This is a genomic window from Bacteroides sp. BFG-637, from assembly GCF_024793605.1.
Lineage (GTDB): Bacteria > Bacteroidota > Bacteroidia > Bacteroidales > Bacteroidaceae > Bacteroides > Bacteroides vicugnae.
The window spans coordinates 5,430,086-5,453,944 of the sequence record NZ_JANUPD010000002.1 but is presented as its reverse complement, the minus strand read 5'-3'; the positions used below and the strand labels follow the sequence as shown (position 1 = coordinate 5,453,944).

The following is a 23,859-nucleotide window of genomic DNA, read 5'->3' as shown; positions in this document are numbered from 1 at the left end:
TAAACTAACTAACCTTTATTTTTATGTTTACTGACTTATTGCATTCCTCTTATTTTTCCCTTTTCCTGATTGTCGCATTGGGGTTTATGCTGGGAAGAATAAAAATCAGAGGATTATCTCTCGATGTGTCGGCAGTTATTTTCATTGCCCTTCTTTTCGGGCATTTTGGTGTTATCATTCCTAAAGAATTAGGAAACTTCGGTTTGGTGCTCTTCATTTTTACCATCGGTATTCAGGCAGGGCCCGGATTCTTCGATTCTTTCCGCAGTAAAGGAAAGACGCTCATTCTCATTACTATGCTTATTATTTGTTCCGCCTGCCTGACCGCAGTCGGATTGAAGTACGCATTTGATATTGACACACCGAGTATTGTCGGTCTGATTGCCGGTGCGTTGACCAGTACGCCGGGTCTGGCGGTTGCTATCGACAGTACCAATTCTCCTTTGGCATCCATTGCTTACGGTATCGCATATCCGTTTGGAGTGATCGGTGTGATTCTGTTTGTCAAGCTGTTACCTAAAATTATGCGGGTGGATTTAGATAAAGAAGCCCGTCGTTTGGAAATAGAACGTCGCGGACAATTCCCGGAATTGACTACTTGTATTTATCGTGTCACCAATTCGAATGTGTTTGATCGCAGCCTGATGCAAATTAATGCGCGTGGTATGACGGGTGCCGTTATTTCCCGTCTGAAACACAATGATGAGATATCCATTCCTACAGCTCATACAGTGTTGCGTGAAGGAGACTATATACAAGCCGTAGGTAGCGAAGAAGCGCTGGATCAGCTTGCTGTACTGGTAGGTAAGAGAGAAGAAGGTGAACTGCCTTTGGATAAAACGCAGGAAATAGAATCTTTGCTGTTGACCAAAAAGGACATGATAAATAAACAACTGGGGGATTTGAACTTACAGAAGAACTTTGGCTGCACGGTTACCCGCATTCGTCGAAGCGGTATTGATTTGTCTCCGTCTCCCGATCTTGCTTTAAAATTTGGTGATAAGTTGATGGTGGTCGGTGAGAAAGAGGGGATTAGAGGAGTAGCCCGCCTGTTGGGGAACAATGCGAAGAAACTGTCCGATACGGACTTCTTCCCTATTGCGATGGGGATTGTATTGGGAGTGCTGTTCGGCAAAATAAATATATCTTTCTCTGATAGTCTGTCATTCTCTCCGGGATTGACCGGCGGAGTGCTGATGGTAGCTCTTGTGTTAAGTGCGATTGGCAAGACAGGACCTATTATCTGGTCTATGTCCGGACCTGCTAATCAGTTGTTGCGCCAGTTGGGTCTGCTTCTTTTTCTTGCCGAAGTAGGAACTTCTGCCGGTAAGAATCTGGTAGCCACTTTTCAGGAAAGCGGATTGCTGATGTTCGGAGTGGGGGCTGCCATCACATTAGTGCCGATGCTTGTTGCAGCCGTTGTAGGACGTCTGGTATTTAAAATCAGCCTGCTCGATTTGTTGGGGACTATTACGGGCGGTATGACGAGTACTCCGGGACTTGCTGCTGCCGATTCAATGGTAGACAGTAACATACCGAGCGTAGCTTATGCAACAGTTTATCCGATTGCTATGGTATTCCTGATTCTGTTTATTCAAATCATAGCTTCGGCGGTATATTAACAAAATTTTGTATAATCATTGATTGTTAAATAAATAGTTCGTATCTTTGCCGCCTCAAAGAAAAAATGAGGTGAAACGATTGTTATTGAATATTACACGCTACTTCTTACCGATACTGTTTGTGTCGTATCTGGTAAGCTTTACATTCTTTGCCCACGTGCATGTGGTCAATGGCGTGACAATCGTCCATTCACACCCGTTTAAGAAAGGGGCGGCACATAAACACTCTACAGTCGAACTGCTGCAGATTCATTTTCTGTCTCACTTGACGGCAGACGGTGCAGCTATTGTTTTTGCTCTTTCCCTTTTTATTCCTTTCTTATTGTGTTTTCTGCTCGGACGTTCGCAATATGCTCACTATCACTGTCCGTATCATGGGGTAGTGGGACTTAGAGCACCTCCGGTTATTCGTTTCTCCGTTCTTTGAATGATGATACCGTACCTTGCATGAGGTAGGGCATTGTCTGTCTATCCATGTGAATACTTATCGAAAATGAATAACAAACGAAAAATGAAGAAATATATCTTTTCGCTTGTCTGCCTGTGCTGCGCATTGTTGCCTGCCCTTGAAGGACAAGCTCATGAATATCCGGATCATCCCGAATTACGTAAGTCAGATGCCAATATTATTGGCCATATTCTTGATAAAAACACAAAAGAGCACTTGCCCTATATTACAGTCGCCCTGAAAGGTACTACCATCGGAACAGTGACCGATGCTACCGGGCACTATTTCTTGAAAAATCTTCCCGAAGGCAATTTTGTGCTTGAGGTTAGTTCGGTGGGCTATAAAACCGTCAGACGAAATGTGACGCTGAAGAAAGGACGTACATTGGAAGAAGATTTTGAAATAGAAGAAGACGCAGTTGCTTTGGATGGCGTAGTAGTATCTGCCAATCGTAATGAAACCACCCGCCGGCTGGCTCCGACACTGGTGAATGTAGTAGATTTGAAAATTTTTGAGAATACCAACTCTACGACTTTGGCGCAGGGGTTGAGCTTTCAGCCAGGCGTCCGTGTAGAGTCCAATTGTCAGAATTGCGGTTTCCAGCAGGTGCGTATCAATGGACTGGATGGTCCTTATACGCAAATCCTGCTCGATTCCCGTCCCATTTTTAGTGCACTCTCCGGTGTATATGGTATCGAACAGATTCCTGCCAGCATGATAGAACGTGTGGAAGTGATGCGTGGAGGCGGATCGGCCTTATTCGGTTCATCTGCCATTGCCGGTACAATAAATATCATTACTAAAGAGCCGATACGCAACTCCGGTATGTTATCTCATACAATTACGGGAATTGGCGATGGAGACGCTTTTGATAACAGTACGGCATTAAACGCATCTCTTGTGACGGATAATCAACGTGCCGGTTTGTATATCTTCGGTCAGAACCGCCATCGTTCTGCGTATGACTATGATGGAGACGGATATTCCGAGATTCCTAAGTTGCATGGTCAGACAATCGGTTTCCGTTCATTCCTGAAAACAACGACTTATTCGAAACTGACTTTTGAATATCACCATATGGAAGAATTTCGTAGGGGAGGAGACTTGTTGAACCGCCCGCCCCACGAAGCGAATGTGGCGGAGCAGACCGAACACTCGATCAATGGCGGAGGACTGAAGTTTGATTATTTCTCACCTGACGAGAAACATCGTTTCAATGTGTTTGCATCCGCGCAGCATATCAATCGTGACAGCTATTATGGTGGCGGACAAGATCTGAATGCTTACGGAAACACCACCGACCTGAACTGGATGGCAGGATCGCAATATGTTTATAGTTTCGCAAAATGTATCTTCATGCCTTCCGACCTGACTGCCGGAATAGAATTCAATCAGGATAAACTGGAAGATAATATGTGGGGATATAATCGTACGGTAGACCAAAAAGTGAATATCGGTAGTGCCTTTCTTCAGAATGAATGGAAGAATGAGCACTGGGGATTCCTTATTGGCGGTCGTTTGGACAAGCATAATCTGATTGACCATGTGATATTCAGTCCGCGTGCCAATCTGCGTTATAATCCGACAGAGAATATCAATCTTCGTTTCAGTTACTCATCCGGTTTCCGTGCTCCGCAGGCCTTCGACGAAGATTTGCACGTGGAGAATGTAGGCGGTAATGTGGCGATGGTTGAACTGGCGGACAATCTGAAAGAAGAAAGATCACAGAGCTTGAGTGCTTCGGCAGATATTTATCACCGTTTTGGCGCGCTTCAGGTTAACTTTCTGGTAGAAGGATTCTATACAAAGCTGTCAGATGTATTTGCCCTTACCGACGGAGAGACAGTGGACGGAATCCTGACACGTACACGCTACAATGCACCGGGAGCCCGTGTGATGGGATTGACATTAGAAGGAAAGATGGCATATCTGACTAAATTCCAGCTTCAGGCAGGAGTCACTTTGCAGCAGAGCCATTACAGCGAACCGCACGTATGGAACCCAGACGCTCCGGCTGTGAAGAAAATGATGCGTACGCCGAATACTTACGGTTACTTTACAGCAACCTATACCCCGATAAAACCATTATCTATCGCTCTTTCCGGTACATATACCGGTTCGATGCTGGTTCCCCACGAACCTGTGCCGGGATTCCTTGAAAACCCGATAACGGTGAATACCAAAGACTTCTTCGACATCGGTTTGAAGGCTGCCTATGATTTCAAACTTTACAAGTCGATGAACTTGCAGGTGAATGCCGGTATACAGAATATTTTCAATGCTTACCAGAATGACTTCGATAAAGGAGCCGACCGTGACTCCGGTTATATCTATGGTCCGTCGTTGCCGAGAAGTTTCTTTGCAGGGGTGAAGATAAGTTATTAAGATTCGGTTAAGATTTAAAATCGTTATAAATAGGGATTGTTTTGTATAGAGACAATCCCTATCTTTGCAAAAAAACAAACTGAACTCTGACTTTACTGCACGGAATAGATGTGCAAAATTACCGGATGAAACAATTGTACCTACATATAATGAAGTATTTTCTGCCTGTACTGTTTATTTCGTACATGGCAGGAATCACTTTGTTTACTCACTCACATGTGGTAAACGGGGTTACGATTGTCCATTCGCATCCATTCAAGAAAGGGAGTGAGCATAGTCATACGACGGTTGAATTCCAGCTACTTCATTTCCTGAATCACATATTGGTGACAGATAGCGGACTATTACCCGCGTTTATTGTTGCCGTTTTCTCTTTCTTGTGTATTCTGCTTGCCCGTCCGCAAGGTATGCGGTATTGTCGTACTTGTCCGGGCGTAATATCTCTTAGGGCGCCTCCTGTCGCTTAGTCTATACTTTTCGGGAATAGCATTTATTATTAGTTAGGAACAACGATTTATGATTGTTGCTTCCCTTTCCCTCTATTATTTTTTTTGAATTAAAACATTAAAAGACTAACGACAATGAAGAAATATCTTTTAGTCCTGGTCGGCCTGTGTTGTGTCTTGTCATACGCATCGGCTGAACATCCGGACTACCCTGAACTGAAGAAATCCGATGCGAATATAATAGGTCATGTACTGGATAAAAAAACGAAAGAACATCTTCCGTACATCACCATTGCACTGAAAGGAACGACCATAGGAACGGTGACCGATGCTACCGGGCATTATTTTTTGAAGAATTTGCCGGAAGGAAATTTTATACTGGAAGTTAGTTCAGTAGGTTACAAGACAGTGACCCGCAACGTAACTCTGAAAAAAGGAAAGACACTGGAAGAAGATTTTGAAATAGAAGAGGATGCGATTGCTCTCGACGGAGTAGTGGTTTCCGCCAACCGGAGTGAAACGACACGCCGTATGGCTCCTACTTTAGTGAATGTCGTCGACCTGAAACTTTTTGAAACCACTAACTCTTCTACTTTATCACAAGGACTGAATTTCCAGCCCGGAGTGCGTGTGGAGACAAATTGCCAGAATTGTGGTTTCCAGCAAGTCCGCATCAATGGTCTGGACGGACCATATACGCAAATTCTGATCGATTCGCGTCCCGTATTCAGTGCCCTTTCCGGAGTGTATGGGCTGGAACAGATTCCTGCCAGTATGATTGAACGTGTAGAAGTGATGCGTGGGGGAGGCTCCGCCTTGTTCGGTTCTTCGGCTATTGCAGGAACAATTAATATAATCACTAAAGAGCCTTTACGCAATTCCGGTCAGCTATCGCACACCATTACTGCTTTGGGAGGAAGCTCCTCATTCGATAACAACACCTCGCTGAATGCCTCATTGGTGACGGACGATCATCGTGCCGGATTGTATATCTTTGGACAGAACCGCCACCGGTCAGGATATGATTATGACGGAGACGGATTTACCGAACTGCCCAAGTTGAAGAATCAGACAGTGGGTTTCCGCTCTTATCTGAAAACGAGTACTTACTCCAAACTGACCTTTGAATATCACCATATGCAGGAATTTCGTCGTGGAGGGGATATGTTGAACCGTCCTCCTCACGAAGCGCATATTGCAGAGCAGTTGCAACATTCTATTGATGGTGGAAGTTTGAAATTCGATTATTTCTCTCCGGATGAAAAGAACCGTTTAAGTGTCTTTGCATCGGCTGCCAATACAGACCGGGACAGTTATTACGGACCGGGCAACGATCCTCTGAAAGCCTATGGAAAGACGACGGATTTAACCGCTATGGGGGGCGCACAATACGTACATACGTTTGGCAAGTGCCTTTTTATGCCTTCTGATCTCACAGCAGGGCTTGAATATAACCGTGACCGCCTGAAAGATAACATGTGGGGATATGACCGTCACACGGATCAGACGGTGAATATTTACAGTGCTTTTCTGCAGAACGAATGGAAGAACGACCGTTGGGGAATTCTGATTGGCGGTCGTCTGGATAAGCATAATATGGTGGATAATGTGATCTTTAGTCCCCGTGCCAACTTGCGTTTTAATCCTACCCGGAATATTAACCTGCGTTTGAGCTATTCTTCCGGATTTCGTGCTCCGCAGGCTTTTGATGAGGATATGCATATTGAAAATGTGGGCGGAACAGTGGCTATGATCGAGCGTGCAAAGGATTTGAAAGAAGAGAAATCCCAAAGTTTCAGTGCTTCTGCAGATATGTATCATCGTTTCGGAGCATTCCAGACGAACTTGTTGATTGAGGGTTTTTATACAAGACTGACCGATGTTTTTGTATTGGGCGAACCTTACGACCGTGGTGATGGTATATTAGTGAAAACACGTAGCAATGGCCCCGGTGCTAAAGTGATGGGATTGACACTGGAAGGTAAAGTGGCTTATCTGTCTATCCTGCAAATACAAGCGGGATTGACTTTACAGCGTAGCCGATACGATGAACCACATAAGTGGCATGATGATGCACCGGCAGAAAAGAAGATTTTCCGTACTCCCGATACATACGGTTATTTTACTGCCACATATACTCCCGTCAAACCTTTGTCTATCGCCCTGTCAGGAACATATACCGGCAAAATGTTAGTGCAACGTATGGATATCACTGCCGAGAATGCCAAACTGGGTGAAATGCCTGAAAGAAAAGCGGAAGCAATCAGAACACCTCGTTTCTTTGATTTGGGAGTGAAACTGGCTTATGACTTCAAGCTATACAAAACAGTTGATTTGCAATTAAACGGCGGAGTTCAGAATATTTTCGAGTCTTATCAGAAGGACTTTGACAGAGGAGCTAACCGGGATTCCGGTTACATTTACGGTCCTTCTTTGCCGAGAAGTTTCTTTGCCGGGGTGAAGATTAGTTATTAACCGGTCATAAAAATAGTTTCCCGGCACGGTACTTTTAGTTTCATGCGTTGAAACTATTTGTTCCCCTATGGGAAACTGTAGTTTCCCCGTAGAGAAACCATAGTTCCCCCATAGGGGAAACAACAGTTCCCTTGCGGGGAAAACATTGTATTCTTTGGAGAAACTAAAGTTTCAAGCGGCTGAAACCAATGTATCGTATAGAGATTCATTCTTTTTCCTTATTGATCATTGATTGATCAGGCAGGGTGATAGGTGATAGATGTGGTGATAGGTTGCAAACAACCTGTCACCATCCCTGAAAGTACCATGAATAAAGGTTTTTAGAAGTGCTGGTGATAGGTGATAGAGGAAAGTGAAAAAATCTCTGTGTAGAGATGGATTAAACCATATCTTTATCGACCCCGAATTTTTCTCCTGTCTGGCATTTACCGGCGGGTTCCACATGTACCAGAATGTCATATACGTTATCTATCGAATTGATAATGCTTTTCTCCACCGAATCGGCAATCTCATGAGCTTGCGTGATCGTGATTTCCGGATTCACTTCTATATCAAGGGTAATCATATAGAGATTTCCTATCATTCGTGATCTGACGCGATGCGGATTACTGGCACCGGGCACTTTCTCTACAGCCTCGAATATCTTGTTGTATACATTGACATCTTTTACTCCGTCCATCAGTTCCACATTCGAATCAATGAAAATACTGATGGAAGATTTGATGATGAAGAGGCTGATTATCAATCCTGTTATTGAATCGAGTATCGGTAATTTGAAGATGAAAGTAAATATCAATCCTAATAAGACACCTGTTGAGATGACAACATCATTCCGCATATTGATGGCATTTGCAGTCAGCATGGAGCTGTCGATCTTCTTTCCCTGTTTGTACTGGTATGAAGCCAGTAAGAGTTTACCGATAATAGAAAATACAGTGACATAGATGGCGATAGCCGATGGTATTTCTTTCACTTCATCCGAAAAGATACTTTTAGTGGACGATAGCAGCATTTGTGCGCCGGCATAAAATATCACGAGTGATAGAATCTTTGTTGCGATCCCTTCCGCTTTCTCATAGCCGAATACATACTTCTTTGAAGGAGGGCGGTTGATGAGGCGTGCCGTAAAAATCATAACGATAGAGATAACAACATCGGTTGCCGAGTCGATACCGTCGCCGACTACGGCTAAACTACCGGCAAACAAACCGATGATGATTTTGGATGCGGACAGGATTGCATTGCCAATTGTACTGATCCATGAGGTTTTGATTAATATTTGTTCTCTTGACATTGAAGTGATTCTTTAGATTTGTTTGTAATGGGATTGGGCAGCAAAGATAAACATTAATAGGAGTTTGTGACATGAAGTCGCAAAAAAAACTTTTTCCGCCTTTTTAGTACTTTATGCCTTTTAGTTGTATTATATATAGATGGTCAATTAAAAACAGGACAAATCATTTATTAAATAGTTAACCGCATGTTCAAAAAATTAAGTAGTTCTTTACTCATTGTGTCAGTTTGTGTTTTTTCTTCTTGTACGTCTACCGTCAAGCAAGAAATTGCAATCTTGCCTACCCCCGTTAGTCTGACCGAGCAGTCGGGCTCGTTTGTTTTAAAAGATGGCATGAAAATCGGAGTTTCCGATCAGTCGTTGTTTCCCGCTGCCGGATACCTGCAGGAAATTCTTCGGAATGTCATATCGTCTTCTGTTGAAGTCACTACCGATAAGAGTCAGGTAGATATGTATTTTCAGTTGAAAGATACTATTGGAAAGCCCGGTTCTTATAAGCTTGAGTCTGCACCGGAGTATATTCGAGTAGAGGCAACTGACTATTCAGGCATTATTTCTGCTATTACTACTATTCGCCAGTTGCTTCCTGCAACGATAGAAGTGCAGGGAGAGAAACAGAATTATTCTATCCCTGTCGTGCAAATAGAAGATGCGCCACGGTTTGAATGGCGTGGGTTTATGTTGGACGCTTCCCGTCATTTCTGGAATAAGGAAGAAGTGAAGCATGTGTTAGACCTGATGTCTTTGTATAAACTTAATAAGTTCCATTGGCATCTGTCCGACGATCAAGGTTGGCGTATAGAAATCGAGAAATATCCGTTACTTACGGAAAAAGGGGCTTGGCGTAAATTCAATACGCAGGATCGTACCTGTATGGCACGTGCGAAAGAAGAAGATAATGCCGATTTCCTGATTCCGGAAGATAAGATACGTATTGTGGAAGGAGATACACTGTATGGAGGTTATTACACTCACGATGATATAAAAGAAATAGTAGCCTATGCTGCGCAAAGAGGAATTGATGTCATTCCTGAGATTGATATGCCGGGACATTTCTTGGCAGCTATCGGTCAATATCCGGAATTGGCGTGCGACGGATTAATCGGGTGGGGGGAGACATTCTCTTCTCCTATCTGTCCGGGCAAAGACGCAACACTGGAGTTCTGCCGGAATGTGTTCAAAGAAGTTTTTGAACTTTTCCCTTATGAATATGTGCACATGGGTGGTGATGAAGTGGAAAAAGCCAACTGGAAGAAATGTCCTCTTTGTCAGAAACGGATTCGTACGGAGAAACTGGGGTCGGTAGAAGAACTTCAGGCATGGTTTGTACGTGACATGGAGAAATTCTTCCTTGCCAACGGAAAGAAACTCATAGGTTGGGATGAAGTGGTATCCGACGGATTATCTTCCGATGCTGCTATTACCTGGTGGAGAAGTTGGGCGAAAGATGCATTGCCTACGGCAACTGCACAAAAGCAGAAAGTGATTGCTTGTCCGAATGAATATTTCTATTTCGATTATGCGCAGGATCAGAATTCAGTAAAGAAAATACTTGCGTATGATCCGTGTGCAGACGAGCGGTTATCGCCGGAACAGAAGAAATATATCTGGGGGGTGCAGGCGAATCTCTGGGCTGAATGGATTCCGACCATGAAGCGCATTGAATATTTGATTGTTCCCCGTATGATAGCATTGAGTGAGATAGCTTGGGCGGAGCCGGCAGCTAAACCGGGTCTCGAAGAGTTCTATCGTCAGCTTGTTCCGCAATTTAAGCGGATGGATGTGATGAGGGTAAATTATCGGGTGCCTGATTTGCAGGGATTCTATAAAGTGAATGCATTTATTGATGAAACAACTGTGGAATTGACTTGCCCGTTACCCGGTACTGAAATACGTTATACAACAGACGGTAGTATGCCTACCAAAGAATCAGCTCTTTATAACGGTGCTTTGGAAGTTGGGAAGACTACGGATTTCGCTTTCCGCACTTTCCGTCCGGATGGTTCTCCTTCGGATGTGGTGCGTACCAAGTATGTAAAGGCTCCTTATGCGGAGGCGGTGACTGCTCCGGCTGCTTTGCAGCCCGGCTTGAAAGCAGTATGGCACGATTTCCGTGGTAACCTTTGTGCGGATATGGATGCAGCTCCTGTCAAAGGGGAGTATGTGGTGGAATCGGTATCCATTCCCGAAGAGGTGAAAGGAAATATCGGTCTGGTATTGACCGGCTATCTGGAAGTTCCTGCCGATGGTATCTATACATTTGCCCTTCTCTCGGACGACGGTAGCACATTAATGCTTGACGGTGAATTGTTGGGAGATAATGATGGAGCACATTCGCCGGTAGAGATTATTGTGCAGAAGGCTTTGAAAGCCGGGCTTCATCCGATAGAGGTGCGTTACTTCGATTGTAACGGAGGCGTATTGCAGATGGAACTGGTAAATGAAAAAGGTGAAAAAGAAGTATTACCAAGTATGTGGCTGAAACATGAATAACTATTCTGTTGTTTCAATCATTACTTATTCGTTATAGTCTGAATAGTAAATTTCATTATTTTTAGGTATTGTCCGTCTTGCCGGCGAGCCGTACCTTTGCAGAAAATAATTGAAAACTTATGCGAATCAGTGAGAGACGAGTCGAGATTAATCATATATCAAAGGTGCACATGCACCGGATTGAATGGGATGAAGAGAGCTTATAGAAATATAAGCTCTCTTTTTTTTTGAACGATTTCGAATATTGTTCTTTTTTGAAAACAAGCGATAAGTTAAATGATTGTCGAACTTAATATAGATTGAACGTACGTTATGAGTACATTGAAAAAACTTCAGAACTACATGGGTAAACGGAAAGTGCTTTTGCCTGCGGCAATGCTGCTGTCTGCCCTAAGTGCCCTGGCGGGCATGTTGCCTTATATCCTTATTTGGCTGATTGTGAGAGAACTGCTTGAACACGGAGAGATAACCTCTTCCGGTAATGTGGTGACGTATGCCTGGTGGGCGGCAGGCATGGCCGTGGCGAGCATCGTCCTTTATTTTGCCGCATTGATGTCTTCGCATCTTGCAGCTTTTCGGGTTGAATCGAATTTGCGCAAAGAAGCCATGCGCCAGATAGTGCGTATGCCTCTCGGCTTCTTTGACATTAATACGAGCGGACGTATTCGCAAGATTATAGATGACAATGCAGGGGTTACCCATAGTTTTCTGGCACATCAGTTGCCTGATCTTGCGGCTACTTTTCTAGTGCCGTTGGTAGCTGCCATACTGATTTTTGTGTTCGATTGGATACTCGGTCTGGCATGTATCGTCCCTGTAATTATTGCCATGCTGGTTATGGGTTTTATGATGAATGCGGAGGGACGGCAGTTTATGAAAAGCTATATGACTTCTCTGGAGGAAATGAATACCGAAGCTGTAGAGTATGTGAGAGGAATTCCCGTAGTGAAGGTTTTCCAGCAGACCATTTACTCTTTCAAGAACTTTCACCGCTGTATCATGAATTATAATAAAATGGTATTCGGCTATACACGAATGTGGGAGAAGCCGATGTCGCTCTATACCGTAATAATCAATGGTTTTGTGTTTTTCCTTGCTCCGTTGGCTATTTTGCTGATTGGTTATTCAGGTAATTATGCATCGGTATTACTTAATTTCTTCCTGTTTGTTCTCATTACTCCTGTATTCTCCCAAAGTATCATGAAGAGTATGTATCTCAATCAGGCTTTGGGGCAGGCGAGTGAAGCTATCGGACGTCTTGAGAATCTGGTTGCTTATGAGCACCTGACTGTTGTAGAGCATCCACAATCGGTAAAGGAATTCAGTATTCAGTTCGAAAAAGTTTCCTTCAGCTATCCGGGAGCTAATCAAAAGGCGGTGGATGATGTTAGTTTCACTATTCCGCAAGGAAACACAGTAGCTCTTGTCGGAGCTTCGGGCGGAGGGAAAACAACGATTGCCCGTCTAGTTCCCCGTTTCTGGGAGGCAACGGAAGGGAAAGTTTTAATAGGTGGTATCAATGTAAGAGAAATCGCTCCCGAAGAACTGATGAAATATATTTCTTTCGTGTTCCAGAACACAAAGCTGTTCAAGACTTCTCTGCTCGAAAATATCAAATATGGTAATCCCGACGCGACAATGGAGGAAGTGGAACGGGCAGTAGATATGGCACAGTGCCGGGAAATTATCAATAAACTTCCGCTCGGACTGAATACGAAGATTGGTACGGAGGGAACATATCTCTCCGGCGGGGAACAGCAACGGATCGTACTGGCACGTGCAATCCTGAAAAATGCTCCTATCATTGTACTAGATGAGGCGACTGCTTTTGCCGACCCCGAAAATGAGCATCTCATCCAGCAAGCCTTGAAAGAACTGACAAAAGGAAAAACCGTATTGATGATTGCTCATCGTCTTTCAAGCATCACTGATGCCGACAATATCCTCGTCATTGACAAGGGGAAGATTGCGGAACAAGGTACACATGCCAACCTGCTTGGTAAACAAGGCATCTATTATCATATGTGGAATGAATACCAGCAATCCGTTCGCTGGACAATAGGAAAGGAGGTTTCTAATGATTGAAGTAATAAAAAGACGTTTTGCCCTTTCAACTAAAGGAGCGAAAGATTTCTGTAAAGGTGTGTTTTTCACTACACTGCTCGATATTGTATTGATGTTGCCGGCGGTATTTGTTTTTCTCTTTCTTGAGGAATATCTTCGTCCTGTGTTTCAGCCTTCGGCTTCGGTGACGCATGGTATTCTCTATTATAGCATACTCGGTATTGTCTTTATGATAGTCATGTATATATTTGCGGTATTGCAATATCGTAGTACCTATACCACCGTTTATGATGAGAGTGCAAACCGGCGTATCTCATTGGCGGAAAAACTTCGCAAGTTGCCTCTGGCTTTCTTTGGCGAAAAGAATCTTTCCGACCTCACCGCCACGATTATGGATGACTGCACTGATCTCGAGCATACTTTCTCGCATGCAGTTCCCCAGTTGTTTGCTTCCATTATCAGTATTCTGCTTATTACCGTCGGTATGGCATTTTATAACTGGCAGTTGACGATTGCTTTGTTCTGGGTAGTGCCGCTTGCCGCCGCAATCCTTCTTTTCTCGAAGAAGGAAATACAGAAAAGCAATGAAAGTAATTATCTGAACAAGCGGATGGTGACCGAACATATCCAGGAAGGACTCGATACCATTCAGGAGATAAAATCCTACAATCAGGAGAGAGACTATCTGGAAAAACTGGATGCGAGCATTGATACCTATGAAAAGGTATTGACTCGTAATGAACTGGTGCTCGGCATGTTGGTAAACGGTTCCCAAAGTGTATTGAAACTCGGACTGGCAAGCGTTATTATCGTTGGTGCCAATCTCTTGGCTTCGGGTACGGTTGATTTGTTTACCTATCTTATATTTATGGTTATCGGGTCGCGTGTGTATGCTCCGGTCAGTGAGGTGATGAATAATATTGCCGCTTTGTTCTATTTGGATGTGCGTATCAATAGAATGAATGAGATGGAAGCATTGCCGGTACAAAACGGGACTACCGAATTCACTCCTCAAGGTTATGATATCGAATTCAGACAGGTAGACTTTGCTTATGAGCAGGGAAAACAAATTCTGAATAACTTGTCTTTTATTGCCCGACAAGGTGAAAAAACGGCTTTGGTTGGTCCTTCGGGTAGTGGCAAGAGTACGGCGGCCAGGTTGGCGGCACGTTTCTGGGATATCCAGTCGGGAAAGATTACCCTCGGCGGGCAGGATATCAGTCGGATTGATCCTGAAACTTTGTTGAAAAACTATTCCGTTGTCTTTCAGGATGTAGTTCTTTTCAATGCTTCCATTATGGATAATATCCGTATTGGCAAACGGGATGCTACGGATGAGGAAGTCCGGAGAGTTGCCCGCTTGGCACAATGTGATGAGTTTGTCACTAAAATGCCGCAGGGATACCAGACGATTATCGGTGAGAATGGAGAAACATTATCCGGCGGTGAGCGTCAGCGTATTTCCATTGCCCGCGCTTTGTTGAAGGATGCTCCGATCGTTCTGTTGGATGAGGCTACGGCTTCGCTTGATGTTGAGAATGAAACCAAGATACAGGCAGGTATATCTGAATTGGTACGTAACAAAACGGTGCTGATTATTGCGCACCGTATGCGAACCGTTGCCAATGCCGACAAAATTGTAGTATTGGAGAATGGAAGTGTTGCTGAAATGGGAACACCGGAGGAATTGAAAAAGAAAAATGGTATATTTGCCCGGATGGTGAACAGACAGGTTACAAATATGAATTGATAAATAGCAGCGATACTATGCAATTTTTGAAAGGAGATATACAAGAGGGAATCTTGAAGGCAGCCGAAGAAGTGTTTCTGGAAAAGGGATACAAGGATGCCTCTATGCGTGAAATAGCTTCGAGGGCAGGGGTGACGGTGAGTAATATCTATCATTATTTCACCAATAAGGATGAGATATTCCGTACGATTCTGAAACCGGTATTGAATGATCTGTATGCTATGATTTATAATCACGATGCAGATCAGATGACGATAGACGTCTTTATGGATTCGGATTATCAGAAAATGTCTGTACGGGAATATATCAGATTGGTCTCTGAACATCGTGACCGTTTGCGGTTACTGCTTTTTCAGGCACAAGGTTCTGTTTTGGAGAACTTCCGTTCTGAATATACAGATTTGATGACGCGTACGATTTCTGTTTTTTTTCAAGGGATGAAGCAGAAATATCCGCATATCAATATAGCAATAACTAACTTCTTTATTCACCTGAATACGGTATGGTTGTTTGCCCTGCTCGAAGAGCTGGTGTTGCATCCTGTGAAGAAAGAAGAGATGGAGAAGTTTATAGCGGAGTATATCGCTTTTGAAACGGCTGGTTGGAAAGAGCTCATGAATGCATGAGCTCTCTCACTTTATTCTCTTACTGATATAAAAAACGTCCGGCTTTCACAAGCCGGACGTCCTTGCCTCTTTTAGAATATGTCATCTATTCATATTCCAAAATGAATACATTATATGGTTTTTTCAACTTAACAACCAAATAAAAGAAATGCGGGTGAATCACTTCGGCCGATTTCTATGTATTTTTAATGTGGCTACGTAATATAATTATGACTAATTAATTTAATTCTGATACTGCAAAGATAGGGGCTTTCCGCTTTTCCCGCAATCCCCTAAAATGGGTATTCTTCTATCAATTACTAGCTATATATAGTGGTTCAGGCGTTTGCATAACTATGCATCCCTCCAAGAACATAATTCACCCCGAAATAGGTCATTAAGACGGTCAGGAAAGCAAGAATCATATAGATATGGAAGAATAGAGGCTTGTGGAAAATGCGCAGACTTTGTGAATGGAAGGCTACTCCATATACCAGAAAAGTAATCAGTGCCCATACTTCTTTCGGGTCCCACGCCCAGTATCGTCCCCAGGAAACGTTTGCCCAAACTGCTCCCAGAAAGATGCCTGCTCCTAAAAAGAAGGTGGCAGGGTAGAGCAGCAAACGGCTGACTAGCGTCAACTGTTCTATCCGATTGTCTTGTATAGCGTCGTTTCCGGAGACATTGTTTTCCGATTCTTTTTTCGGAGGCATAATGCCAGTATTCCGTTTAGCATGATGAATGCCAATAGGGCATAAGACATCATAATCAATGAAACATGAATACTTAGCCACGGAGAGACGAGCACCGGCATTAATGGGGTTATCTGGGGATTCATTTGTCCCAGATAGGAGACCAACAAAGCAAAGCCGGAGAGGAGGAATCCGAATGGAAGTATAAATGAGAATCTTCGATGGAGCAGACAGGCTATCAAAAGAATACAAAGAGCCATAAACTGCATGGTTTCGTAACCGTTGCTAAGTGGAATACGACCGCCAATGTACCAGCGCAGGCAATATCCTGCTAAATGGAATATGAAAGCAAGATAGAGTGCAACAGAAAAGAAAGTTCCTGCTGTGCGGGAAATCGTTTTGGCTTTGGGCGAGAGGATATTTCTTTGCAGGCTGTTATGAAGTAGAAGCAGGAAAGACAACACTCCCAATGACAGATTTATCATAAAAAGAATCTTGCTGAACGGAATTCGGTTGTAGAGTAATTCTGCTTTCACTTCCAGTTCGGAGAGAGGTTGCACGCTGCCATCAGTGGGTAATGGATGGATGAATGTTCCTTTTTCCAACATCAGGATCAGGCCTACTTTTTCATCTGTTTCCTGGATCGCTTTGGCGAGTTTGCTGTCTTTTCCCTGTTCTTGTTGCCAAGTTTTCTGAAGACGGTAGACCGGACCGTCAAACAAATCGGTCAAGCGTGCATAAGAGGTTTTCAAACCGAGTAAATGGTGTAGTTCGGGACTTTTTATATATATCATTGGTTCATTTTTCCATGATTCCGGGTAAAGAATCCAGCCACTTATTACTTGTTCGGGAGTGAATCCTTTATAGTAGGTTTTTCCTGTCAGTTTCTTGACAAAGTCTCTTGCCAGTGTATTGAACGGCACTACACGGTCATGGTAGATAACCTGTTGTTGTGCCAGACTGTCTGCCTGTATTTTGTTTAATACGCGAAGAGGCGTTTCCTGCGCTTGTGTTGTTCCTGTCAGGTAGAAAAGGAATAGAATGAATAATCCTCCTTTTTTCAATAAGGGATGATTTAATAACTGACGAAACTCCCCCCGGCGATAGAAAAGTAGTAAAATCATGGAGATGCCCAGTAGGATGTATCCGCTATAGGTTACTCTAGTACCCCATGGATCATAGTTTACTGTTAGCCAACTTCCTTCACCATCTTCATCAAATGATGACTGGTAAAAGCGGAATCCTTGCATGGCAAATATACGGTTCATTGAGATGCGTTCGTTATGCAAAGAATCTTTCTGGCCGGGAAGTGAGTAGTTGATATAACTGACGTAATCAGCAGGAGCTTCTGTACCCGAATAATACTCTATCCGGAAACTGTCCAGTTTCATTGTAAATGGCAGGTCTGTCTTTTTGTCGCCTTGTGGTGACTGGAAGCTGCTTTTTACTGTATTCAGACGTAAATGCATATATCCTTGTTCACTATAGATAAACGTAATCATGGCCCCCACCAAGATAACGAGGAGGGAGCCATGAAACAGCAAAACAGGGAGCCGGTGCCATAGGGAACGTCGGATGAGGGTAACAAACCCTATTACGGCAATTACTCCCCACAAACAACAAAACCAGATTGTGTGATATATATTTCTTTCTACAAACTCTGTCCCGTATGCTTGCTCTATGAAAGTGGTTGCAGCAAGTAATCCTATCAGACAGATATATAAAATGATAAGTAATCTTTTCAACGGTATATCTTTTAAATGATATTAATAGGGAGCATATTCCTTATTCTCACAGGTTTTTACTCCCATACATTCCATCTCGATCAACCATCCCGGTCGGCATACCGGTGCATGTACAAATACTTTGGGTGTACAAGGAAAACGTTTGTCGTACATTTCTTTGACGATGGTATAATCTGCAATGTCACGCAGATAAACAATCATTTGCCCCATATCGTCAAATGTACATTCTGCTTCTTTTAGTAGGGCTTCCACATTCTCCCACATCCGTTCTGTTTGTTTACGGATATCTCCCGGACATACCACCTCGCCTTTATTATTAATACTTGCTGTGCCCGAGATGAATACTTGGCGACGATCTCCATAATCTACATACGTTCCACGTTCGAAACTGACGCCGTATTCATAAGTGGGATTCAGGTGTGTCGGCGCATAAAGGAAATGAATCTGTTCGGGTTTGATTCCGTCTACGGCATACGTGTCCATTTGTACAAGAACTTTGGGGTCAGCATGACGTCCGCCGATACCTGTACTGGAAATGTAGTGTGTCTTTTCCGTCAGGTTTTGAGTAACGAATACTTCGTTACGTGCCTTTACTACTCCGGGATAATTCACATCCACATTCTGTACGAAAAACCAGGTACGGATACAGTTGGCGGCTAGTTTGCAACCTTGTTCAATAAGCTGCATGACATAGTCATTTAATAGTAGCCGGGTCTGGTATTCCGAGTTGGCAGCCCGATTGAAAGAGCAACCACCCCAAAGATGTCGGTAGGGGCCATGTTTAACCTCAAAGAGACCATTATGCAGCATTTGTGTTTGCACCTTCGTTTGGAGGTAAATCCATACTGCTACTTTGGTTCCGTTCAACGGTGGCTGTTCGACGATAGAAAGTGCGCAATCCGAACTTTCAGTTGTAAGTGCCAATAAGGTGTCTGCCTGATTGGAAGCGTCGCTCAAGAAATATCGTTTAAAAATGGCGACGGTACCTTGCAACTCTTTTTCCCGTAATTGGTAATATGTATCTATAATGGCGTTTAATTGTTCCTCGTAAGCATCTTTCGGCTGGGTTGCGTGAATCATTAAATGATATTCGGAAACGCCGTCTGCTACTTCGTATTTAAATATTTCAGTTAAAGTTTTTTCTGATCTTAAGGGTGGTTGTTTTCTGCTGTTCATATCAAAGTTTCTGTTACAAGTTAATTGTTTTCGGCTCCTGCTTTTATCCAAGTACGGATTAGAGCACGGACTTCACGTTGTTCAGATCCATTGAATATATCAATATGATTATCGTGCTCTAATACATCTAATAGATAGCTGTTGTTTAAATCTCCGGGAGTTACATAATTCTTTCCCTCGTCGGAATGGGGAGCTTTTACATTAATCAGTGAATTGTATGCTTTGGCTGCTGTCAGATCCAAGTCTCCGGCCGTTGTTGTACTTCCTCCATGACACATCACACATTTTGCATTGAAAACTTGTGTCTGGATGCGGCTGAACGAGGCCACTTCGATTGTTGTCTCCGGTAAAGTCAACGATTCTTCCGATGCATTAACGGGGAATGACTGATAGGCATGTACCAAAGACATACCGGACGTAACAACTGCTACGGCAATACTATGCGTGTTTTCGGTTAAGTTGTTTAATGTCACAGTCACGGCTTCCGCTTCGCTGGATGGTTCCAGAATACGCTTTACCAATATGGGAGTAACTCCGTCCTCACCTAAGGAGATTAATGACATACTATTTTTTTGCGGCCAGGCATCCAGATGGGTGAAATGAAGGGTAACAGTAGCCGTACGTCCACTGTCAATCGTGTCGTCCGGATATATTTTACCTTCATCACAAGCTGAACACAAGCTTAGGCAGGTACAGGTTATAAATAAATATTTTAGTCTTTTATTCATAGACAGATTCCTCCTTCTGTACTTTAGAAAGTGAATTGTAACATGGCGGTAACGCTATGGCGTGATAGTCCTATTCCATCGTTGTCACGGTCAGTCTGTGTATCATGTCCGGTTCTGCCCAGATATTGGTACATCATTTGAAGTTTTAGATTAGAACCGACAAAGTAGTAATTAGCTCCAATGGCGGGCATATTCAACAAACCGCCTTCGTCTGTTCCGTTGCGATCAAATAGATCATAACGGAGAGCTGCTTGTAACTTAGGAGTTACAAAATAACCGGCTTGTGCGTAAGCTCCCCAATAATTCTGATCTTTGTCTTTATGCATGATTTCTGTAAAATGCATATTCATGAAATAACCTTCGGCTGCAAAATAGAAGCGGTTCTTTACCATCGCAAACTCTGCACCTATGCGCCAATCGCTACTACTGTGATCTTCTGCTTCGGCATTATAAGAGGTAGAAACACCGAATTGCATTTTATCTTCTTTCAGATTGTTCGGATTACCTTGTGTGGACGGCATTTCTCCTTTGGGCATATATACCAGACGACCGGAGTAAAGCAGTTGAGGCAACCATTTATGATCATCGCACATTCCTTTAGTTGCCGAATTGACATCAATTCCTGTACCATTGAAAATCCCTAACTGATAATTCCATTTTCCATTAATCAGACCATGTATCTGTACTCCTAAATCGAATCCGGTAGCCATGCTTGGTTTTACAGCGTTGATATCGTAGGGCATCAATATACCGCCTGCCACAGAGGTGGGTAATACAGGAAATAATGTTTCGCCCAGTGTGGTCAGGTAAGCATGCATGAACGGGGTTTTAAACTTTCCGACACGAATACGGAATGATTCTTTGAGGGCTACATCAAACCAGGCTTGTTGCAGTAGGGCAGCACCACTTTTTGCCGCATTTAGTGATAAGTTGAATGTGACTTTTCCAAATGCTTTGCCTGTAAATCCAAGGATGGCATTAGGAATAGCAAAACCACTGTTTGCCCAGTTGCGTGCATAGAGGCTTTCCAAACCTTGATCGTCGTATCGGTTGAAAGACAGGCTGGTTTGAACTAATGCATAGGGTTTGAATAGAAAATCACCGGCTTTGGTAGAAAAAGAAAAACCTTTCTTTCCCGCCAGTGAAACAACGTCATTCTCTACATATTTATCATCGATTTCTTTTGTATTTGAATCTTGAGCATAAGAGTGGCTGCACATAAATGCAGTGAGCGCAAGTACTAGAAATTTTTTTTTCATTGTTGTTGCTGATTATATTATAAACTGTTCAAAAATGTAAGTAAGGCTGCGCGATCTTCTTTCGACATGTGAGAGAAAATAGAACGTGAAGCGGCTCCTTCACCGTCATGCCACATGATCGCTTCTGTCAGGTTACGTGCCCGTCCGTCATGTAGGAAATAGGTATGTCCGTTGACAATTTCCTGAAGGCCGATTCCCCACAATGGAGTAGTACGCCATTCACAACCGCGTGCCAGACCACTCGGATAATCATCTGCCAATCCTTGCCCCATGTCATGTAATAAGAAGTCGGAATAGGGGTGAATGATCTGATTACCCAGCCAGGGCAGTTGAGTTCCATTCAGTAATATGCTGCCTCGTGGACGGGTATGTAAAGTAACGGTATGGCATAAATGGCATTTTGCCTGATAGAACATTTGCTCGCCATGTTTGATGGTTTCATCATCCACATTGCGGCGTGCAGGAACTCCCAATGTCTGCATGTATAAATCGACATCTTCCATGTCACGGGTAGAAATCTCTACACCTTGGTTGGCAAATCCCATCATTTGTGATTGTCCTTCACCAACTTCATGTGGAAAACGGTCGTTGGTTACTCCCAAGTCCGAAGAGAATCCTAGTTCTACAGTTAAATCCTGATGGTTGGCTTTGTTGCCGGATATTCCAATGTCATATTTGCCTTTTTCCGTCACATAATTTAGGCGTCCGCTAATGCCATATTCGGGATAGTTGCTTTGAGCTGCCAACTGTTTCAGTTCATCATGGTTAAGTGCCATCATCTGCCCCATGCCGACATGTCGTAAAGGGGCACGTACCGAAATAATCAGATCTTCGGGCTTTATTTCATAATCATACCAATCTGTTATTTCATAATGAGGAGTTATCAATTCATATTCTTCTCCATCGGGAAATTTGAACTTTTCGGTAGTAGTGGTTATCTTTATTTTACCTTCGGCTTTTACACCATAAATGGACTGATCATGTAATACACGGCCATATTCGGGGAAGTATCCTCCGGTTTTGCGTGTAATATAAACCAGCATAGATGAAAAGCCTGCACCGGAACCACCCGTCACCCATGCAGGAGTCGTACGTCCTGTGTTTCTATGGCAAGCTCCGCAGGAATAACCTCCAAAAATGGGACCTAATCCATTACCACTGCCTGTACCTACTCCACGAGAATTATCATACAAACCATCGCCACGATTGAAGCGTGTTAATAATTCACCGGTGACCCAATCTGCATTGGTGTCGTAAGCGCCACTTACGGTAGAAAAGATAGTGGAAATGCCGGCTGATAATTCCTCCGGTTTCGCTATTTCTCCGTTTGGCTTATAAATAATGCCGTCAAAAGCATCATGATCACAACTTTGTAGGAAGCCTATATTTATCGCAACAAAGAGGATTCTTCCCAATCGCCTTGGGAATCCTCCTCGTAATGCTTTGATAACCGGCTTTCCTAAAAGAAAGAGCTTAGTCATCATAATTAGTATTGTTTATTCTCCTGCTAATTTTGCGCGGACTAAAGCCAGACCGCTACATAAAAAGACGCATTGGTTTTGAGCATTCTTAACTTCAGTAGTAGCACCTAAATTGTTACGGAATGGGTGAGGTATATCATTGATTGCTGTGATTGTTTCCTGAATCTGCTTAACAACCATGTCATTCAATGTCGGATTCACTTTTTTCATGATAGAGCACAGACTTGCACTGGCAACAGTTCCGTCTAAACTACCATAGTAAGCATTACGGATGCTGTAAATGTTATCTGTATAATCATCTAAAGAGTTCCAGCTATACCAGGATTCTACGGCTAATACACCACCTTCTTTATCTCCGCTGTTCCACTTATCTACCGGATCTCCGATTTTCGTTGCACCTACTTCATTGGCAATTCCTTCTGCACCATTGTCAGAGTTTAGTATCATTGCAACAGATTGTTTGATATTGCTTATAGAGTAAGTTCCGTTAGGTGCTTTCATTGCATCTTTATAGGCACCGTTCTCCAGATTTTTACCTTCTGTCCAACCTTTTAACAAAAGCTCTGTGTCTTTTGACATACGTCCGACAACAGCCTTGAGGTATCCTATTTTATTAGCATCCAGGTCTGTGATTTTTTTTGCTTCACCGTCTTCAAACAATAAATATTCGGCTGTATGGAAACCACGCAAGTTCTGTGGTGCATCAGCTGGTGCGTCATCATCATCGTTTACATCGCCTCCAACAGCATCTTCCCAATTCCCAGACTGTAGAATTGCATCAATACCTCCTTTATCTAAAGGCCAGCTATCCAGACTAGGATCGAGCTTATTCAAATCTGCAGGACCATATAAAAAGGCCTCACTTTTTTCCCAAGGTTTACGTGCTGCAACCCAGGCGTCTGCTGCATTGGCTACATCATTATCACTGGAGGACGTTGATAACTTTTGTACTGCCGTGTTTAATGCGGTTACTTTATTGTACATATCTTCATAAGTAGGAATCACTACATCATCTACATACGTTGCAACCGCAGCTTTTAATTCATCATCTGTTGCAGTGCCACTGTCCGGGGTATTAAAACCCGCAAATGGATTTGGTGAAACATCTTCTTTTTTAGAATCTTCACTACAAGAGGTCATTGCCATACATACCCCTATTGCCATTATAGGCAAAAATTTCCATGTTTTCATTTTTG

The 23,859-nt window shown here is 43.2% G+C and carries 15 protein-coding genes and 1 pseudogene; 9 read left to right on the top strand and 7 right to left on the bottom strand.

What is annotated here, in order from left to right; genetic code table 11:
- Positions 1–23: 23 nt before the first annotated feature.
- The 5 genes from NXX38_RS21430 to NXX38_RS21410 all read left to right on the top strand — a co-directional run bounded on the left by NXX38_RS21430 (position 24) and on the right by NXX38_RS21410 (position 7,376).
- Complete coding sequence (locus NXX38_RS21430) at positions 24–1,622, top strand: aspartate:alanine exchanger family transporter (RefSeq protein ID WP_148367629.1); 1,599 nt, start codon at positions 24–26, stop codon at positions 1,620–1,622.
- Positions 1,623–1,668: 46 nt separating this feature from the next.
- Positions 1,669–2,049, top strand: coding sequence for a hypothetical protein (locus tag NXX38_RS21425; RefSeq protein WP_148367630.1), 381 nt, complete (start codon positions 1,669–1,671; stop codon positions 2,047–2,049).
- A gap of 84 nt (positions 2,050–2,133) precedes the next feature.
- A complete protein-coding gene (locus NXX38_RS21420) occupies positions 2,134–4,455 on the top strand; it encodes a TonB-dependent receptor (protein ID WP_258981062.1) in 2,322 nt (773 codons plus the stop codon).
- A 125-nt stretch (positions 4,456–4,580) separates the two neighbouring features.
- A complete protein-coding gene (locus NXX38_RS21415; protein ID WP_148367632.1) occupies positions 4,581–4,922 on the top strand; it encodes a hypothetical protein in 342 nt (113 codons plus the stop codon).
- Between the two features lie 114 nt (positions 4,923–5,036).
- Positions 5,037–7,376, top strand: coding sequence for a TonB-dependent receptor (locus NXX38_RS21410; RefSeq protein ID WP_217722498.1), 2,340 nt, complete (start codon positions 5,037–5,039; stop codon positions 7,374–7,376).
- A 379-nt stretch (positions 7,377–7,755) separates the two neighbouring features.
- Here the strand turns inward: NXX38_RS21410 and NXX38_RS21405 are convergent, their stop codons facing one another.
- Entirely contained in the window at positions 7,756–8,670 is a 915-nt protein-coding gene (locus NXX38_RS21405; RefSeq protein WP_148367634.1) for a cation diffusion facilitator family transporter, read from the bottom strand.
- A 186-nt stretch (positions 8,671–8,856) separates the two neighbouring features.
- Between NXX38_RS21405 and NXX38_RS21400 the strand changes: the two genes are divergently transcribed.
- The 4 genes from NXX38_RS21400 (at position 8,857) to NXX38_RS21385 (ending at position 15,603) form a co-directional block, all read left to right on the top strand.
- Complete coding sequence (locus NXX38_RS21400) at positions 8,857–11,163, top strand: family 20 glycosylhydrolase (RefSeq protein WP_258981059.1); 2,307 nt, start codon at positions 8,857–8,859, stop codon at positions 11,161–11,163.
- Between the two features lie 312 nt (positions 11,164–11,475).
- Positions 11,476–13,248 (top strand): ABC transporter ATP-binding protein, encoded by a 1,773-nt coding sequence (locus NXX38_RS21395; RefSeq protein WP_195649955.1) that lies wholly within the window; start codon positions 11,476–11,478, stop codon positions 13,246–13,248.
- Complete coding sequence (locus tag NXX38_RS21390) at positions 13,241–14,977, top strand: ABC transporter ATP-binding protein (protein WP_004300132.1); 1,737 nt, start codon at positions 13,241–13,243, stop codon at positions 14,975–14,977. Before NXX38_RS21395 ends, NXX38_RS21390 begins: the two co-directional genes overlap by 8 nt.
- Before the next feature lie 17 nt (positions 14,978–14,994).
- Complete coding sequence (locus NXX38_RS21385; protein ID WP_004300131.1) at positions 14,995–15,603, top strand: TetR/AcrR family transcriptional regulator; 609 nt, start codon at positions 14,995–14,997, stop codon at positions 15,601–15,603.
- Between the two features lie 317 nt (positions 15,604–15,920).
- Here the strand turns inward: NXX38_RS21385 and ccsA are convergent.
- The 6 genes and pseudogenes from ccsA to NXX38_RS21355 all read right to left on the bottom strand — a co-directional run bounded on the left by ccsA (position 15,921) and on the right by NXX38_RS21355 (position 23,854).
- Positions 15,921–18,019 (bottom strand): annotated as a pseudogene (gene ccsA / locus NXX38_RS21380) (cytochrome c biogenesis protein CcsA).
- 21 nt (positions 18,020–18,040) lie between these two features.
- Positions 18,041–19,195, bottom strand: coding sequence for a Rid family hydrolase (locus NXX38_RS21375; RefSeq protein ID WP_234133664.1), 1,155 nt, complete (start codon positions 19,193–19,195; stop codon positions 18,041–18,043).
- 20 nt (positions 19,196–19,215) lie between these two features.
- Entirely contained in the window at positions 19,216–19,923 is a 708-nt protein-coding gene (locus tag NXX38_RS21370) for a hypothetical protein (protein ID WP_258981057.1), read from the bottom strand.
- A 23-nt stretch (positions 19,924–19,946) separates the two neighbouring features.
- Positions 19,947–21,182, bottom strand: coding sequence for a porin (locus tag NXX38_RS21365; RefSeq protein WP_148367641.1), 1,236 nt, complete (start codon positions 21,180–21,182; stop codon positions 19,947–19,949).
- A gap of 17 nt (positions 21,183–21,199) precedes the next feature.
- Entirely contained in the window at positions 21,200–22,666 is a 1,467-nt protein-coding gene (locus tag NXX38_RS21360) for a di-heme oxidoredictase family protein (RefSeq protein WP_370540847.1), read from the bottom strand.
- 12 nt (positions 22,667–22,678) lie between these two features.
- Positions 22,679–23,854, bottom strand: a complete 1,176-nt coding sequence (locus NXX38_RS21355) for an imelysin family protein (protein WP_148367642.1) — start codon at positions 23,852–23,854, stop codon at positions 22,679–22,681.
- Between the last annotated feature and the right edge of the window lie 5 nt (positions 23,855–23,859).

Excerpts from the sequence above, each read along its gene's own strand:
- NXX38_RS21430 (WP_148367629.1), top strand. The coding sequence starts at position 24 with ATGTTTACTGACTTATTGCATTCCTCTTATTTTTCCCTTTTCCTGATT.
- NXX38_RS21420 (WP_258981062.1), top strand. The coding sequence starts at position 2,134 with ATGAAGAAATATATCTTTTCGCTTGTCTGCCTGTGCTGCGCATTGTTG.
- NXX38_RS21415 (WP_148367632.1), top strand. The coding sequence starts at position 4,581 with ATGAAACAATTGTACCTACATATAATGAAGTATTTTCTGCCTGTACTG.
- NXX38_RS21410 (WP_217722498.1), top strand. The coding sequence starts at position 5,037 with ATGAAGAAATATCTTTTAGTCCTGGTCGGCCTGTGTTGTGTCTTGTCA.
- NXX38_RS21405 (WP_148367634.1), bottom strand. The coding sequence starts at position 8,670 with ATGTCAAGAGAACAAATATTAATCAAAACCTCATGGATCAGTACAATT.
- NXX38_RS21400 (WP_258981059.1), top strand. The coding sequence starts at position 8,857 with ATGTTCAAAAAATTAAGTAGTTCTTTACTCATTGTGTCAGTTTGTGTT.
- NXX38_RS21395 (WP_195649955.1), top strand. The coding sequence starts at position 11,476 with ATGAGTACATTGAAAAAACTTCAGAACTACATGGGTAAACGGAAAGTG.
- NXX38_RS21390 (WP_004300132.1), top strand. The coding sequence starts at position 13,241 with ATGATTGAAGTAATAAAAAGACGTTTTGCCCTTTCAACTAAAGGAGCG.
- NXX38_RS21385 (WP_004300131.1), top strand. The coding sequence starts at position 14,995 with ATGCAATTTTTGAAAGGAGATATACAAGAGGGAATCTTGAAGGCAGCC.
- NXX38_RS21375 (WP_234133664.1), bottom strand. The coding sequence starts at position 19,195 with ATGAACAGCAGAAAACAACCACCCTTAAGATCAGAAAAAACTTTAACT.
- NXX38_RS21370 (WP_258981057.1), bottom strand. The coding sequence starts at position 19,923 with ATGAATAAAAGACTAAAATATTTATTTATAACCTGTACCTGCCTAAGC.
- NXX38_RS21365 (WP_148367641.1), bottom strand. The coding sequence starts at position 21,182 with ATGAAAAAAAAATTTCTAGTACTTGCGCTCACTGCATTTATGTGCAGC.
- NXX38_RS21360 (WP_370540847.1), bottom strand. The coding sequence starts at position 22,666 with ATGATGACTAAGCTCTTTCTTTTAGGAAAGCCGGTTATCAAAGCATTA.
- NXX38_RS21355 (WP_148367642.1), bottom strand. The coding sequence starts at position 23,854 with ATGAAAACATGGAAATTTTTGCCTATAATGGCAATAGGGGTATGTATG.